This is a genomic window from Dysgonomonas sp. 520 (assembly GCF_010501095.1).
GTDB lineage: Bacteria > Bacteroidota > Bacteroidia > Bacteroidales > Dysgonomonadaceae > QVMP01.
In genome coordinates this window covers 41,871-59,802 of the sequence record NZ_QVMP01000017.1, presented here as the reverse complement: position 1 = coordinate 59,802, position 17,932 = coordinate 41,871, and the positions used below count along the sequence as shown (strand labels likewise).

At 36.8% G+C, this 17,932-nt stretch carries 13 protein-coding genes; 4 read left to right on the top strand and 9 right to left on the bottom strand.

The annotated features are described in order from the left end of the window. Nucleotides 1-182 precede the first annotated feature (182 nt). The 4 genes from D0T56_RS11105 (at nucleotide 183) to D0T56_RS11090 (ending at nucleotide 7,204) form a co-directional block, all read left to right on the top strand. The gene (locus tag D0T56_RS11105) at nucleotides 183-620 is read left to right on the top strand and encodes a DUF1896 family protein (RefSeq protein ID WP_163320224.1); all 438 of its coding nucleotides are present in this window, start codon (nucleotides 183-185) and stop codon (nucleotides 618-620) included. After that, nucleotides 610-5,988: an N-6 DNA methylase gene (locus D0T56_RS11100; protein WP_163320223.1), complete on the top strand. Its 5,379-nt coding sequence runs from the start codon at nucleotides 610-612 to the stop codon at nucleotides 5,986-5,988. The genes D0T56_RS11105 and D0T56_RS11100 overlap by 11 nt, the downstream gene beginning before the upstream one ends. Nucleotides 5,989-6,050: 62 nt before the next feature. Then, a complete protein-coding gene (locus D0T56_RS11095; protein ID WP_163320222.1) occupies nucleotides 6,051-6,488 on the top strand; it encodes a hypothetical protein in 438 nt (145 codons plus the stop codon). Further along, the gene (locus D0T56_RS11090; RefSeq protein ID WP_163320221.1) at nucleotides 6,488-7,204 is read left to right on the top strand and encodes a hypothetical protein; all 717 of its coding nucleotides are present in this window, start codon (nucleotides 6,488-6,490) and stop codon (nucleotides 7,202-7,204) included. Before D0T56_RS11095 ends, D0T56_RS11090 begins: the two co-directional genes overlap by 1 nt. Nucleotides 7,205-7,272: 68 nt before the next feature. On the opposite strand, the gene D0T56_RS11085 is transcribed toward D0T56_RS11090, so the two are convergent. From D0T56_RS11085 to D0T56_RS11050, 9 genes are all read right to left on the bottom strand, one after another. Then, the gene (locus D0T56_RS11085) at nucleotides 7,273-7,632 is read right to left on the bottom strand and encodes a helix-turn-helix domain-containing protein (RefSeq protein WP_163320220.1); all 360 of its coding nucleotides are present in this window, start codon (nucleotides 7,630-7,632) and stop codon (nucleotides 7,273-7,275) included. Between the two features lie 8 nt (nucleotides 7,633-7,640). After that, nucleotides 7,641-8,003, bottom strand: a complete 363-nt coding sequence (locus D0T56_RS11080) for a helix-turn-helix domain-containing protein (RefSeq protein ID WP_163320219.1) — start codon at nucleotides 8,001-8,003, stop codon at nucleotides 7,641-7,643. Nucleotides 8,004-8,280: 277 nt separating this feature from the next. Continuing rightward, entirely contained in the window at nucleotides 8,281-8,817 is a 537-nt protein-coding gene (locus D0T56_RS11075) for a dihydrofolate reductase family protein (RefSeq protein ID WP_163320218.1), read from the bottom strand. Nucleotides 8,818-9,082: 265 nt separating this feature from the next. Next, entirely contained in the window at nucleotides 9,083-9,925 is an 843-nt protein-coding gene (locus D0T56_RS11070; RefSeq protein WP_163320217.1) for an RteC domain-containing protein, read from the bottom strand. An 87-nt stretch (nucleotides 9,926-10,012) separates the two neighbouring features. Then, on the bottom strand, nucleotides 10,013-10,264 hold the full coding sequence (locus D0T56_RS11065) for a hypothetical protein (protein ID WP_163320216.1): 252 nt from the start codon (nucleotides 10,262-10,264) through the stop codon (nucleotides 10,013-10,015). A gap of 30 nt (nucleotides 10,265-10,294) precedes the next feature. Continuing rightward, nucleotides 10,295-12,220 (bottom strand): heavy metal translocating P-type ATPase, encoded by a 1,926-nt coding sequence (locus D0T56_RS11060; protein ID WP_163320215.1) that lies wholly within the window; start codon nucleotides 12,218-12,220, stop codon nucleotides 10,295-10,297. Nucleotides 12,221-12,288: 68 nt separating this feature from the next. Further along, entirely contained in the window at nucleotides 12,289-13,488 is a 1,200-nt protein-coding gene (locus D0T56_RS11055; RefSeq protein WP_163320214.1) for an efflux RND transporter periplasmic adaptor subunit, read from the bottom strand. A gap of 4 nt (nucleotides 13,489-13,492) precedes the next feature. Beyond that, nucleotides 13,493-14,746: a TolC family protein gene (locus D0T56_RS16605; RefSeq protein ID WP_185153876.1), complete on the bottom strand. Its 1,254-nt coding sequence runs from the start codon at nucleotides 14,744-14,746 to the stop codon at nucleotides 13,493-13,495. Between the two features lie 8 nt (nucleotides 14,747-14,754). Then, a complete protein-coding gene (locus D0T56_RS11050) occupies nucleotides 14,755-17,865 on the bottom strand; it encodes an efflux RND transporter permease subunit (protein WP_185153875.1) in 3,111 nt (1,036 codons plus the stop codon). Between the last annotated feature and the right edge of the window lie 67 nt (nucleotides 17,866-17,932).

Sequence of the window (17,932 nt, the reverse complement as noted above, 5' to 3'; positions counted from 1 at the left end):
TTCTACAACTTTACTTCATAGGCAACTCTGTATCGGGAGGTACTGCGGTTAGCTTGTAAATTTGAGAAATTAGTGGAGGCACTTGGGACGGAAAACCCAAGTGCCGTTCTGCTTTTTGTAAGCAACCTCTCTATACCATTATTATCAAAACGGTCTTTCGACCTCCACTAATTTCCAACAAAATGAAATCCAAGAATAACTTAAAGGAGTTGTCCTATTATGGGCTATTGCTCCGTTCCTACCTCAAAGAAAGCCATCCTGACAAAGCGGATGATACCAAGTTTATAAAATCACGTGCCGATATTGCTGCCGAAACTTATTCCAATACGATAAAAGACGGTTATTCGCACGATAGAGCAAATGAGATGGCCAGTCAAGCCTTATACACTGGTCTGCTCTTTTCTAAGTTCGATACTATTCGCAATATCCTTTGGGAAGAGTTTTCGTATCTATCCGAGTCCGAAGTCAACAAAAAAGCATTGAAACTTCTACCACTCTGTGAAGAAGTCTTTGCCGATTATATTCTGCATGACGAGTTTGCCTATTCTGCTGAATACAACCAACTCTATACGGAGCTGGTAGGTCAAATCGATTTATTGGAGGACGAAGATGAGTTATAATAAGAAAGCTCACCTTAGAGCCAACATTGATGCCATCCGAGTAGTTCTTAACCTTGAAAAAGAACAACGATCAGTCACCGAGATAGAGCAGGATGTGTTAATGAACTATACAGGTTTTGGAGGACTCAAATGTGTACTCAATCCTGCAAACAGTCTGGCTGATACTGTCCATTGGGCAAAATCCGAATTAGAATTGTTTCCAATGGTTGCAGAACTACATCGGCTTATCAGGGACAATACAAATTCAGCAATAGAGTATATGCAATATATCAACAGTATAAAGAACTCGGTATTAACCGCTTTCTACACCCCACCTTTGGTTGTACAAACTCTGGCAGATACATTCAGAGATAACGATGTGCAGATTAATAACTTGTTAGACCCATCGGCAGGCATGGGCGAATTTTCGTCTGCTTTTTCCTTTCGTTACCTCAAAGCAGATATTGTAAATTTCGAGAAGGATCTGCTCACGGGTAAAATATTATCGCATATCAATCCTGATGACAAAGTTATAGTAGATGGCTTTGAAACTATCGAAAGCCGCTATATTAATCATTTCGATGTGGTTACTTCCAATATCCCCTTTGGAGAAATGAGTGTTTTTGATGCCGAATTTATGAAAACCGACAAACTGCATCGGGATTCCACACGAGCCATTCACAATTATTTCTTTCTAAAAGGAGTTGAAACACTTCGGGAGGGTGGACTTATGGCTTTTATCACTTCTCAGGGTGTATTGAACTCCCCCAATAATCAACAAGTCAGAAAATGGCTGATGCACAATACCAATCTTATATCAGCTATCCGCCTACCGAATAACCTATTTGTAGAAAATGCAGGAACAGAAGTGGGTAGTGATTTGATTATATTGCAAAAGAATACCCAAAAACAGGAACTATCAGCATCAGAAAAGAAGTTTCTTACGACCTACAACCTTTCATCGGGCGTAACAATCAATAGTAGTTTTGAAAATCTGCAACATATAGTACATACAAAAGGCTACACAGATACTGATCCATACGGAAAACCCGCACAAGTATTTATCCATGATGGAGGTGTAGAGGGTATTGCTGCCGACTTAAAGCAAATGTTGAATACAGATTTTAAACTAAATCTTGATTTAAACCTGTATAATAAGCATTCAACACCAAGTCAAAAGATAGTTCAGAATGGTCCTACAATAAATAGCAACCCACAACAGATAGAAGAAAAAACGAAAACCATTGAACTCAATGTATCTCAACCAACTATGTCATTATACGATCTGTTTGGATTTTCAGAAGCAGAGCGAACACAAATAAAACCGACCAGAGGTAAAAAGCGAACTCCTCCGCCCAACCAAAAGCCTGTGCAACTAAGCTTATTTTCTAATAATAAGGAACAGAAAAAGACAGAGACACAGACTGAGCAAGTAAAAGTTGAGACACCCAAACTCTCAATGGAATCTCGTCCATTCGCAGGAGAGTTAGAAAGCTATTACAAGCAAGGTTCATTAGTGAAAGATAACGATCAGATTGGCTACCTCAAAGAGCGTTATCGAACCGAAGCAATATTTCAACCTTTGGATTTGCCCAATATGCAGCAATCAAAGATTGGCAGATACATTGAGTTGCGAGATGCTTACCATAATTTATATGACTTTGAAGCGAAGAACTTGGAGGAAGAGCCAGCCTTACGAAAGGATCTCAATACAAGTTATGATTCTTTTGTCAGGCTATATGGCAATCTGAATGACAAAAAGAATTTAGATACCATTAAAATGGATACAGCTAGCGATGCTATTCTCGCATTGGAACGTCGAATAGATGGTAAGTTTCAAAAGGCAGATATATTTCAGAAACCTGTAACATTCAACCCTGATGAGGTAAAACATACCGAGACCTCTCGTGAAGCCTTAGTTGCGTCTCTCAATAAATATGGAGAGATACGATTGGAATATATGACCTCTCTCTTGGATAATAAAAGTCGGGAGGAGGTAATCAAAGAGTTGAAGGGACAAATCTATTTCAATCCCATGTTGGAAAACTATGAGATACGAGATAAGTTTATTGCAGGTAATGTAATTGAAAAGGCAGACCAAGTTAGACGTTATTTAGCTAATCATCCCGACAATTTACCCACACAAATCTCCCTTAAAACATTAGAAGATTCTATTCCACAGCCGATACGCTTTGCCGAACTGGATTTTAATTTCGGAGAACGATGGATTCCTATTCAAATCTATCGGGATTTTGCGGCTCAACTGTTTGAGACGAATGTAAATATCGAATACTACGCTTCTCGTGATGATTTTACGGTTACAGCCGAAAGAAGTAATCTGATTATCAATGAAAAGTTTGCCGTACAGAGCGAAAAACAGTTATTTACGGGTATCCACCTGATGAAGCATGGTTTACTGAATACAACTCCGAACATTACCAAGACAATTCAAGTATTAGATGAGAATGGAGAAAAGAAAAGTGTCAAGGTTGCCGACCCTGAAGCCATACAGTTAGCCAATTCGAAAATTGACGAAATACGAAATGGTTTTACCGATTGGTTGAATGATCAATCGCCCGGATTTCAAAACAAATTGGCTGACTTATACAACAAGAAGTTTAATTGCTATGTCCGACCACAATACGATGGTTCACACCAAACATTTCCCGATCTTGATTTAAAAGCGTTAGGTATTGTCGACCTGTATCCCAGTCAAAAGGATTGTATTTGGATGCAAAAGTTGATGGGAGGTGGAATTGCCGACCACGAAGTTGGAGGAGGAAAAACTCTTATTATGTGTATTGCTGCTTATGAAATGAAACGGCTTGGATTGGCCAACAAACCGATGATACTTGGGCTGAAAGCGAACGTACATGAAATTGCGGCTACATTCAAAAAAGCTTATCCCAATGCGAGAATACTTTATCCGGGTAAAGAAGATTTTACCCCGTCCAAACGTGTTAAAATATTCAATGATATTAAGAATAACAATTGGGATGCCGTTATTCTCACACATGATCAGTTCGGCAAGTTACCTCAATCACCCGAAATGCAACGGCAGATCTTCCGTGCCGAATTGGATTCTGTAGAAGAAAATCTTCGTGTACTTGAGATGACAACAGGTAAGTCTGCGTCCAAACGTATGTTGAGGGGATTAGAAGTGCGTAAACAAAACTTAGAAGTAAAGCTAAGTGTACTTGCAGATACCATAAAGAACCGCACCGATGATGTCGTAGATTTCAAGATGATGGGTATAGATCATTTGTTTGTTGATGAAAGCCATCAGTTCAAGAATCTGACCTTTACCACCCGACACGACCGTGTGGCAGGATTGGGCAATCCCGAAGGTAGCCAGCGAGCATTAAATATGCTCTTTGCTGTTCGTACCATACAAGAACGTACAGGCAAAGATTTAGGAGCAACATTCCTTTCAGGTACAACTATATCAAACTCTTTAACTGAACTCTATTTGCTTTTTAAATATCTACGTCCGAAAGAATTGGAGAATCAGGGTATTAATTCATTTGATGCTTGGGCAGCTATCTATGCAAAAAAGACAACAGACTATGAGTTTTCCGTTACCAATCAGATTGTTCAGAAAGAACGTTTTCGCTATTTTATTAAAGTTCCCGAATTGGCTAATTTCTATGCAGAGATAACTGACTTTCGTACAGCCAGAGATATTGGTATTGACAGGCCCGAAAAGAACGAGATATTATATAATATTCCACCGACCCCACAGCAGGAAATATTTATTCAAAAGCTGATGGAGTTTGCCAAAACAGGAGATGCCACCTTACTTGGTCGTACTCCGTTATCTGAAAGTGAAGAAAAAGCAAAAATGCTTATCGCTACCGATTATGCACGTAAGATGTCATTGGATATGCGAATGATAAGTCAACACTATGGCGATCATATAGATAACAAGGCTTCTCATTGTGCTGCAAAGATTGCGGAGTATTATACTAAATACGATGAAAAGAAAGGTACACAGTTTGTGTTTTCTGACTTGGGAACATACAAGCCTAATGAGTGGAATCCTTATTCTGAAATCAAGCGTAAGTTGGTAGAAGATCACAAGATTCCTGCCCACGAGATACGTTTTATTCAGGAAGCCAAGACCGACAATGCTCGTAAGGCGATGATTGACGGAATGAATGAAGGGCGTATTCGTATTCTATTCGGCTCTACCTCTATGTTGGGAACAGGAGTAAATGCACAGAAACGTGCGGTAGCAATTCATCATTTAGATACGCCGTGGCGACCTTCTGATCTGCAACAACGTGATGGGCGAGCCATACGAAAAGGCAATGATATCGCGAAGGAGTTTGCAGGTAATAAAGTCGATGTGATTATCTATGCAGTAGAAAAAAGTCTGGACTCATATAAATTTAATCTTTTGCAGAACAAACAGACTTTTATCAATCAACTCAAAAATAACAGTTTAGGTAGTCGTACCATTGATGAGGGCAGTATGGATGAAAGTTCGGGTATGAATTTTTCGGAATATGTGGCTATACTTTCAGGAAATACTGATTTGTTGGAGAAAGCTAAGTTGGAAAAGAAAATCAATGCTTTAGAGAGTGAGAAGAAGAGTTTCGTTAAAAGTAAATCTTCGGCTACTTTCAAATTTGAGGATAGTACCCGAACTATTGAAGGCAATACACAGATGATTAGTCGCCTAACAAAAGATTTAGATGCTTTTAATTCTCGTATGCAAATGGATAAGGAGGGTAATAAACTCAATCCTATAAAATTGGATGGCGTAGCCTCATCCGAACCTAAAGCTATTGGAGAAAAACTGAATAAACTATCGGGTAATGCCCGAACAAATAACGAATATTTTGCTATTGGCGAACTTTATGGATTTAAGTTGTTAGTCAAGACAGAGGACAGTCAGAAAGAGGGTTCCATTTTCAAGGATAATCGTTTCTTTATTGAGGGAGAGGGTGGCATCAAATATAATTACAATAATGGTCATATTGCTACTGATCCTAAGTTGGCATCTCTCAATTTTTTGAATGCTTTGGAGCGTATTCCAAAGTTGATAGAGAAATATCAGACAGATAATGAGAAGCTATCTAAGGATTTACCTATTCTCAAAGAGATTATTGATTCTACTTTCAGAAAAGAACCCCAATTAAAAGAGTTGAAAACCGAACTGGTTGTTCTTAGCAGGCAAATTCAATTGACTCTCGATACAAAGAATGAACCAAAACAAGATGCTCAGGTTGTAGAATCGGCTCCAATATCTATTGTATCGAATGATACCATCCGCTCGGGAGAGCCTATGAGCATTAAAGAAATTATTGATAATAATCGGGATCGGATATTAATTGGTAGAACCGATAATGAGTTGAATGAAATATTAAAAGGAAGAAGATTCTAAAGATATTTAGATATATTATTTGATTTTCTTATATATCTTTATATGTTAACAATTAATGATATATGATTAGTATTTTCACGAAGCATCTTCCATATAAAGTTGGAGAACAACTAAAAATAGAATATGACAAAAGAGTCTCTGATATAAAGAATTTAACTTCTGATAAGTATCAAACTTATACTAACATGAAAGAATATCTGGATGTTATTTATCTATTATTGGCAATGTCCATATTTTATCGCCGAATATTGGCAAATTTTGATGCTGCCAATAAATTTACTCATCGAATTTTATCTAAAAGTGATGCTACATCAATCGTTTTAGGAACTATCGAGCTTTCCGAGAAAGAGATTTTACAGTTAAATTCAGTTGTTTACAGGTATAAAAAAATAATGGAGAAATATACTTTGTCTGTGGATATGTTTGTGTACTCAAATACGCTTGAATTTATGAGAAAGGTTCGTGGTTATAAAGATTTCATGTCTGAGAGTAATAAATAATGGCAAATCCGTTCAAAGATATTCAAGAGTTGGAACGAGATATTGAAAGCTATTTAAAGAAGAATAATAGTTCAATATATAATAATTCCAAGAGAATTAGTGACTTTTTCGAAATGACTTGTTACAATAATATTGTAAGGTTTTATGAGAATAATGGATATATCGTAGATATAAAAAATACAATCAAGAACAAGTTTCGCTATAAATGTACAACAGCAGGAGATCCTCGAAAATATTCGTACTTTGAAATTCGTCCGAAATTAGGAAGAGGTAATGTGTATGAAATTAGACATAATGTGAACATTCAATCAGCCCATTGTAAAGAAATATATACCACTCCAGATATAGCTGTTCTAAAACAGAATGCAGTAGAGCTTGACCATGAGTTTTATAATAGTAAAGCCATATATTACTATATTCCCAATGAATCTCTAATTACCTTTTGTGAGGCAAAAAATTTGACTGCATTTCCAGAATTGCTATTTAATTTTATTGGTATTGTTAATGAGCTTAAACCTCAATGCATGAAAAATGGGAAACGTTATTCTGAAAAACATATTGCTCCTTCTTTATTAATATCAGGTGGTGCAAATGCACATGCGGAAAAAATAATATCTAATCTCCAAGGGAGATACCGAATTAATATTTTGTGTGATTTATTTAACGTTGTTGGTATAACTTTTAAATATAGAATTAAGAAAATGCAGAAAATATAAAAACAAATCCCTTCCTGTCATCACGACAAAAAGGGATTCCAAAACCAAATAAAAATAACAGAAACCATTTAAACTACAACATCTTCTGTATCGTCATCACAACGTTTGTTTTTTCTCTTATACTTATCTTTGTCAGTCGGTTGAGTTTTTCCTCCAAAGTATTTATTTACGAAGATATTGACATCAGATTCTTTGTAATAGTTCCGCTTACAGATAGTCTTGAAAGGAATTAAGCCTTGATTTCTATATCGTTGCAGAGTACGAGGGGTAACTTTCAGAAAAAGACATAAATCTTGATTATCAAATAACCGTTCGTCCATTACAGAACTATCAGCAACCAATAATTTGTCTATCTTGGCATCAAGATTCTTCAGCAACCTTGCCAAGCCTCTAATGTTGGATTCAAATATGTCATCATCTATTCTCATATCAACAATTATTTCTTTGGTTTATTCTTTTTCCTTGTCTCAATGTATTCCTGATGATTTTTAATCAAGTCTGTCAAAGCTTCATCGCCTGATCTGACTAATCGCTCTGCTAAGACTCGCTTAATTTCGCTGATGCTATAATACGTCTTACCTGATAGTATTGAGTAGGATATAAGATTATTGGTGCGTAAACGTTGTAGAGTACGTTCACTTATTCGAAGGAAAGTACATACTTCGTAGCTATCGACCCACACTTCATCTAATTCTTCTGAAATGTCTTGGGTATTCTTATTCCTAATATAATCAGCAATTAAATCTATCTTTTCGATTAGTTCTTTGTATGCTTTTGAATCAATTGTAATGACTTCCATATCAATTTTGTTTGATACAAAGGTCTGATATTCTGATATGTTAAATTCCCATATTGGGATAAGTATTTTTAAATAATATCGTAATTATCTTATATTTAGCGAATATGAGAGATAGCTTTAATCTGAAAAGTAAATCAATCTGTGGAGTTTTCTTTTTTAATACAATAAGGCATTTAAACTGTCTTTTTCGAGGGATTTAATTTGAAATAAAGTATAAAAAAGAACTCCCAAACTTGGGTATAGCTTGGGAGTTTATCATGTTTTAATTAGTGTTATCTTATTCTTTTATTCTCTGATATTCAATAGACAACACACCATTGTTATAAGATTTTCTATTAAGCAGATGCCATTTAGACTCTTTCTCAGACTTGGGAAATAGAGGAATGCCATCTCCAAGTAGTATGGGAATATATGTAATTATCATTTCATCAATCAAATCATAATTTAAGAACATTGATATTAATTCTCCACCTCCAACAAGCCAAATGTCTCTACCTTGTTCTTCTTTTAAACTCGAAATAATCTCAATTATATTATTTGTAACAAAATGAATGTTTTCTTTCGTACTGTTTATTTGATTTCTTGTTATAACATATGATATTTTACTTTCGTATGGATAAACTACATCCATGTTTAAAATATCCCGATAAGTTCTTCCACCCATAATAACAATATCTACAGATTCAAAGAATTCATCATATCCATAGTTCATTGTATGTGTAATGGGGTAATTAGAAAGCCAATCTAAATCTCCATCTGGACGAGCAATATACCCATCTATTGAGGAGGCAATATATAATTTTATTTTTTTCATATTTTCAATGTTTTGGGATGCAATATACAAAAAGAAGTGTGGAGCCTGCTTTGTATCGATATAGAGGCACTGGTATACCCGAAGAACGAAACAAGCAAGTCCACACTATACTTTCGTATAGCATGAACATTGCACAGTTCGTCTTATTCTTCTAAAAAATTACCAGTTTTCTATATCAAGACGTATAGCGAATGTTATGTTATAACCTACGGAGGAACATACCTCCATACTGTTTCTTTATTCATGCAAAGATATTATAAATTCATTATTTATTGTCTAATTCGTCCATACGTTCATTCAAAAACTTTATCAGTTTATCCAAGAATATCGTGCGACTTCCTTTACGTTCTCTTATTTCTAAGAAAGCATGATAAAAATCTCCCAAGTCAATATTAAAAACCTCTTCTACATATTCAGCGATCTCCTTTATATTTGTATTACCATAATCAAAACATTCAGCTCTTTCCCAAGCGTATATTTGTTCTACTAATTCTGTCTTTTTAGCTGTCCATGTCAGTTTCTTTTTAACAGAGCTGAAATTTGAAGAATTAGGGGAATTGTTTAATGCCTTTAATTTCTCATTTAAGTAAATTGCAAGCATCTCATTTGCTATAATTTTAGATACTTTAAAGTCAAAACTAGTTGAGAATTTTGGATCTCTTTCGAAATAAAAAGTATCTAAGTTCAATTGAATATCAGGTTTTCCTCTTACAAAATAATACCTATCGAGATGAGTACAACCTGTTCGGTAGTATTTATAAAAATCAAGGTTCCTATCAAAAAATATTTTTAAATGGTCTTGTTCACTTCGTAAATATGCATTTTGTGATTCTATACTACCATTGGGTATCATCGTTTCTATGCAATAAATTTTTCGATTATATATTAACTTACTAAATAGCTGAGGTTTAATTTCTTTGAAGAAATGTATTTCTTCCTCAATATTTTTGAATTTATATGTGCAAATAAATTCTTTGAGTTCGATAAATGTATTTTCTAATAACGATATTATTTTAGGTGCCTTGTTAAATATATTCTCTTCTTCACATTCTATTTCTTTTAATTCTTGATTTATTTTAAAGCTCAGTTCATATGTATATTGTTTCATTATTTTTAATAGTTAGTCATGGTTTTGTATAATTAAGAACGAAAAACCCTTGGCTGAAATAATTATTTCAACCAAGGGTTAATAATATTATTCTCTAAAGAAATAATTTGCTATTACCCACGCATTAAATCCTGCAAAACCCATGTGAGGTATGGGGAAAAAGGAATTGACACAATGTACATCTTTACATCTGAAGATAAGTAACCATAAGATTAGACCGATAGCAGAACCTATAGAGATGCTGATTACAGATAAGTATTTTTTGAAAAAGCTATTTTTTTGAGCATTTATCAATTCCTTTCTTGCAGCTAAACGTTTCGTACGTCTTCGCTTGCTCATGATGGCTGCAATTATTAGCTATATAGCCTGTCAGAATTTCATTCTCAAAATCCTGACTGCATTCAGTATAGCCAGTAACGATACCCCTACATCGGCAAAGACAGCTTCCCACATAGTTGCGACACCGAAACCTCCAAGTATAAGAACAATAGCCTTAACAGTAAATGCTAAGATTATATTTTGCATAACTACCTGTCTGGTAGATTTAGCAATCTTTATGGCGGTAGCAATCTTGGATGGTTGGTCTGTCTGAATGATTACATCTGCAACTTCAATAGCAGCATCGCTTCCCATTCCTCCCATAGCAATTCCAACATCACTCAGTGCAAGAGAAGGAGCATCGTTTATACCATCACCGACAAAAGCAATTACATTATTCTTATCTGCTTTCAGTTGTTCAAGATGTTTCACTTTATCTTCAGGTAATAAGTCTCCATAAGCATTGTCTATTCCGAGAACAGATGCAACTTTTTCTGTTATTGAGGCTTTATCTCCGCTTAGCATCACAATTTTTCCGATGCCATTTGTATGCATATTCTTTATAGCTTCAGCGGCATCTTCCTTCACTTCATCCGCAATGGTAATATATCCGGCATATTTACCGTCAATAGCCGCAATCACAATCGTTTCAACAATGAAATCCACCCTGATATCATAATCAATACCGAATTTTTTCATCAGTTTATTATTACCGATCAGTACTTCCTTACCATTAACCTTACCTTTCAGCCCGTGTCCGGATATTTCTTCGATATCGGTTGCATTATATTTATCTGCTTTATTCCCTGTAAAAGCAACAATAGCCTTGGCAATAGGGTGATTAGAGAATTTCTCCATTGCAGCAACTACTCCTGTCAATTCATCTTTATCAATATTTTCGACTGCAACAACCTCCTGAACATCAAAAACGCCTTTTGTCAAAGTACCTGTTTTATCCATTACCACAGTATTTACTTTGGTCATCAGGTCAAGGTAATTGGCTCCCTTAAATAAGACACCTGCTTTTGAAGCCGCACCGATTCCACCGAAATACCCCAATGGAATAGAGATAACCAACGCACAAGGGCAGGATATTACCAGAAATACTAAGGCACGATATAACCAATCCTGAAATATATAATCACTGATTATAAAATAAGGTATAACAGTAATTAAAACTGCCAGTGCAAATACTATCGGAGTATATATCTTGGCAAACCTTCTGATTAGAAGTTCGGTTTTTGCTTTTCTTGAAGTGGCATCCTGCACCATTTCCAGAATACGGGCCAGAGAACTGTCTTCGTATTTTTTGGCTACCTTAATGGTGATTACCTTATCAATATTGAGCATACCCGCAAGAACTGTCTCCCCTTCTGATATTGTTTTTGGTTTACTCTCACCTGTCAAAGCAGATGTATTAAAGCTACTTGAAGGAGAAATCATTGTACCATCTAACGGAACTTTTTCTCCAGCTTTCACCTGTATTATTTCGCCGATTTCAACATTCTCCGGTGATACTGTTTCGTGACTTCCGTTCCTTTCCACTACAGCTGTATCAGGACGTACATCAAGAAGTGCTTTTATATTTCTTTTGGCTTTATTTACCGCAGAGCTTTGAAATAATTCACCAACAGCATAAAACAGCATTACAGCCACGCCTTCGGGATATTCGCCAATAAAGAACGCTCCTAATGTCGCTACAAGCATCAGGGTAAATTCAGTAAAAAAATCCTTTTGCCGTATTGTTTCAATAGCTTCTTTTAACACAGGATAGGCTACAGGAATATAAGCCAGTATATACCATCCAATCCGTATATAAGAATTAAAAAACTGTTCGAAGAAATTATCCAAGGTAATTCCTGCTAAAAGCATAAATAAACTTATTGCAACAGGAACATAGCTTTTCCAGCTTTGTGAATTATCATGCGATTCATCCGAATCGCATGATGTACATTTATATTGTTTATTATTATCCATAACCATATTATTTATTACAAAAATAAGTAGTAAAAGCTGCAACCAAGTTGCAAACTTATCTTTGCAAATTAATGTCCGTGTTCACCGTGATCACTCGCCATTGAGGCGATATAAAAAGCGTTGGCTATAACAATAGTTGCATCATCTTCCAATTGATTGACTGGGGTAATCTGTGTAAATCCCAACTCACTGATTCCTGTTATAACTTCTTCCCGTTTGAAATGGTAACTTTTACCTTCCTGTCCGTTTTCTTCGTCTTCGAGTACAAATATGTATTTTTTCCCTTCACTGCTTATAACCGCATCATTAGGAACCGCTGGTGTTTTTTGTTTCCCGACATTGATTAACCCTGTAGCATACATTCCCGGTATCAACTCAATATTTCCCTGATTCTTAATACGGATATGTACTAATATGGCTTTTGTATCACCCTCGAAAGACTTATTTATCTCGTAAATTTCACCTTTCAGGTTCACTCCGGGTTGATTAGTTAGCAGAATATCCACTTCCTGACCAATCTTTACTGCGTTTATATCTTTCTCAAAAACTTTCATATCACAGTGTACTGCCGAATTATCAGAAATACTCATCAATGAAATTTGTGAATCTGCATAGCTTCCTGTACTAATATTTATCTTCCTCACCGTACCCGAAATAGGGGATTTAATAGGAATCTGGGTAACCATATTACCTGCCGAAACCTGTTCGGGACTAATAGATAGTTGACGCAATTGTTTTTCAAGTCCGGTGAGCTGTGCCTTTGCTATTTCATAAGCAGCTGTAGCCTGTTGAAATGTTTTTTCGACACCTGCACCCTGAGAAGATAACTCTTTCTGCCTGTTATATTCTTGTTCTGCAGTTAGTGCTTCTTTCCTTAATGTCAGGTAATTTTTCTGAAGTTCAACTATTTCTGTGTTTTCGAGATAAGCAACAGCTTGACCTGCCGAAACACGTTTCCCTTCTATTACAAGTACTTGTTTTATTATTCCGCCGACAAGGGATGTTACTTCCGCTTTTTTCTGTGGATCGAGGTCCATCTCTCCGTTTACCCGAATTACACTGTTTAATTCACGTTGTTCTATTTTACCCATCTGAATACCTACAGCATTCATCTGTGCTTCGGATACTTCAATTTCTCCCGATTCACCTTCATGAGCCTGTTCGGTATTTACTGCTGGATTTTCAGCGTTTTCGGGCTTTGTATTCTGTCCGCATGATACCAGTAATATCAAAGACAGGCTTATTAACGATATATATATTGCTTTCATAATCTTATTTGTTTCCTTGTATATAGTTTAACATAATGATAGTCTGATTGTAGTCATTTACTGCGTTTGTGCGTTGCAAATGGATTTCAACGGCTGTTTTCAGGTTCTGGATATACTCAACATAACCTATTTCTCCTTTTTCGTAGGAAATTTGTGATATGCGGGTAATATCATCCGCCTGAGTGATTCCCTGAGAAGTATAATAATCCAGACTGTTTTTTGCCTTATAAAAGTCGTTGATATATGTCTGATACTGTTTCTGCATAGTCTGTACCACTTCTTCCTGCTGTACCCTTGCCATTTCAACTTCCCTTTTGGCTGCTTTGGTCTTTGCCCTTTGTTCTCCAAAGAATAACGGAACGCTGACACCCACTTCAAATCCCATAAAGTTTCCCTTATTAAATCGTTCTCTTTCCACATCATAAGGATTGAACCCTTTTATAAGGAACTGGTTTTTTAGTGCAAAGTTGAAACTCGGAAGATATCCCTGCTTAACTACGCTCAGATTCTTTTCACGAACCTCTTTCTGGCTTTGCAATACCCTTCCCATAGGTGTTTGCTCTGCACTGAAATTATTGAAAGGGTAATTCGCTGCCATTACAGGCAATTCGGCTTCAAGAGGATTTACCGATATTTCGGCATTCATCCATCTTTGTAAGATAAGCTGTATATTTTGATAATCCTTTTCAGCTTTTTGCAGTTCTATTTTATTCTCATTATACAACCTCTCAGCATTCATCTGTTCCAAACGACTTGTTTCACCCGCTTTAAATTTAGTAGAAGCCAGAAACAGGAATTTTGAATATATGCTATCCTGTTCTTGGAGGATTTTAATATTCTCCTTTGCATACAGTAACTGATAATACGTCGCAGTAATTTCTTTTACAAGTTCATTACGAGTTACTTCCAGATTACTGCGTTCAAGATTCGTTTCCGCTTTAAGCAATTTACTACGTGTAGTATAAACAGTTGGAAAATCGAAACTCTGGCTTAATGATATACTATTATCAGGGCTGCCTCCCGATGTCGGGTCTTGACTCAAAGAGAAGCCCGTCTTTTCAATATTGAATGCTGTACCTTGTAAATCTTTTGCCCTTTCAATAGATATCCTACCTGATTTCATGGTCAGGTTATTATCCATTGCCAGACGGATACATTCATCCAGCGTATTTACACTTTCCTGTGCTGAAACACCTGATGGTACAGCAAGCAGTATCACAAGAAATGTAAGTATTGATATTCTTATTTTTGTTTTCATAACTCCTTCTATTTTTTCGTGAATGTTTTATAAATCGAAGGCAGGACAACCAGTGTAAGTATCGTGGCAGTCAGCAATCCTCCTATAACGACAGTTGCCAGTGGTCTTTGCACTTCAGCTCCATCACTTGTAGATAGAGCCATCGGAAGAAATCCAAGAGACGCTACAAGAGCTGTCATGATTACAGGGCGAAGGCGTAACATACATCCTTTGACAATCCTTTCCTTTATATCCTTAATACCTTCCTTTTCAAATAAGTTAAACTGCCCGATAAGTACAATACCATTCAATACGGCAACACCAAAGAGGGCTATAAAGCCGACGCCCGCCGAAATGCTGAAAGGCATTCCTCTTAGCCATAAGGCGAAAATACCACCTATTGCAGATAAAGGTATGGCTGTGAATACGAACAATGATTCCTTAACACTTCTCAATGTGGCATACAAAAGGAATAATATCAGTAGCAATGCCAATGGTACGGCTACCATCAGCCTGTCTTTTGCTTCTTTCAGGTTCTGGAACTGTCCTCCGTAGGTATAATAATATCCGGCAGGTAATTTAAACTCCTTATCAAGTATTTTCTGAATATCATACACGGTATTCTGCACATCACGTCCTCTCACATTAAAACCAACGTAAATACGCCTTTCTGCATCTTCACGGGTTACCTGTGCAGGTGCATCTTGGTATTTTATTTCAGCTACCTGTGAGAGAGGGATAGAACCGCCTGATTGAAGAGGTAGATATAGATTCTCCAATGAACTGATATCGTTCCTTAAATCTTTTTCCATCCGTAATACGAGGTCGAAACGACGATCTTCTTCAAATACATAACCTGCTTCATTGCCTGCGAAAGCTGTCTTTAATACCATGTTGGCATCTTTAATGGAAATACCGTATTTGGCTAACTGGTCACGGTTATAAACCACCTGTATCTGCGGTAATCCTGTTACCTTTTCGACAAAAGGATCGGTAACGCCTTCCACACTCTTAATAAGCGAAGCAACTTTATTAGCTGATGATGTAAGGACATCAAGGTCATTACCGTATATTTTAATGGCCACATCCTGTTTAATACCTGTAATCAATTCATTGGTACGCATCTGGATAGGCTGTGTCATTTCTATTTCCATACCGGGAATAACACTGACCGCCTCTTCCATCTTTTCCATCAGTTCTTCTTTTGTCCTAGCGGAAGTCCAATCTTTTTTCGGAATTAGAGCAATCATCATATCCGCCCTTTCAATAGGCATAGGGTCTGTCGGAATTTCAGCACTTCCGATACGTGATACTGCCTGTTTGACTTCAGGAAACTTCTCTTTGAGTATCTTTTCGGCTTGTGTTGTACTCTTTACCATTTGTGACAAAGAGGTTCCCTGTGCCATACTAATCTCTGCTGCGAAGTCCCCTTCTTCAAGGTTTGGAATAAATTCACCACCCATCTTATTGAAAACAAAAAGGCTTACAGCAAATAGAGCAATCATGCTTATTATTAATGTCTTGCTCCAGTTAAGGCTTTTGGTTATAATAGGACGATAGAATCCGCTTATCTTATCCATCATTTTATCCGAGAAATTCCGTTTGTGTTCTGTTTTCTTGCTTAAAAACAATGCACTTGCCATCGGTACATAAGTCAGGGATAATATGAATGCTCCAAGTATCGCAAAGAATACGGTCATAGCCATTGGCTTGAACATCTTACCTTCGATACCAACTAATGTGAAAAGAGGTATATAAACAATCATAATGATTATTTCACCGAATGCCGCACTGTTCCTTATTTTAGAAGCGGAGTCAAATACTTCCGTATCCATTTGCTTCTGTGTCAGGAGTGCTCCTTTATACTTGTCTTTCATCACGCTTATATGGTGGCATACTGCCTCGACAATAATCACCGCCCCATCCACAATCAACCCGAAGTCAATCGCACCGAGGCTCATCAGGTTACCACTGACTCCAAAGAGCCGCATCATACCGAATGCAAATAACATGGAAAGCGGAATAACGGAAGCTACGACCAAACCTGCTCTGTAATTTCCCAAAAACAGAACAAGGATAAATATCACAATCAATCCTCCTTCTACCAGATTCTTGGCAATGGTATTGGTAACCCTGTCAACCAGTTGTGTGCGGTCAATAAACGGCTCTATGATAACTCCTTCGGGCAGGCTTTTCTGGACTTGCTCCATCCGTACTTTTACATTTTTAATAACATCCTGAAAGTTTTCTCCTTTTAGCATCAGGGTAATACCCGCTACAACTTCGCCTTCGCCATTACGGGTAACAGCACCGTATCTCATCGAACTGCCAAATTGCACTTTAGCAACATCCCTTACCAGTATAGGAGTACCGTTTACAGTTTTTACAGGAATTTTCTCTATATCTTCCAATGATCCTACCAGACCAATGCCACGTATGAAATACTGGTTACTATATTGCTCTATATAACTACCGCCTGTGTTCTCGTTATTATTTTCAAGGGCTGTGTACATTTCAGGAATAGTTATGCCTACGGCATTCAGTTTATCAGCATTGATGGCTATTTCATATTGTTTTACGAAGCCTCCCCAACCACTCACTTCGGCAACTCCTTCCGTGCCGGAAAGCTGTTTCCTAACAATCCAGTCCTGCATGGTACGTAAATCGGTAATACTGTATTTATCTTCGTATCCTTCTTTTGCCCGGATTGTATAGTGGTATATTTCTCCTAACCCAGTAGATATCGGAGCCAGACTGATTTTCCCCAAACCTTGGGGTATAACTTCTTCGGCTTCTTTCAACTGTTGGCTTACCTGTTGACGTGCCCAGTAGATATCGGCATTTTCTTTAAAAACTATAGTAATAACCGAAAGCCCACTACGGCTGATACTTCTTCTTTCTACAACTTTAGGAATATTGGCTAAGGCCATTTCCAAAGGAGTAGTTATAAATTGCTCTACCTCCTGTGCTCCCAATGATGGAGCTTGTGTTATTACTTGTACCTGATTATTGGTTATATCAGGTGTTGAGTCGAATGGTAATTGTGACAACGAATAGCCTCCCCAGATTATAAGGGCTACAGTCATAACTCCAATCACCAATTTATTCTCTATTGAGAACTTAATCAGTTTTTGAAACATAATTTTGGAATTAAAATATAACAATTAGCTTTTAAGACATACCGATCGGGTACATCAAGACTTAATC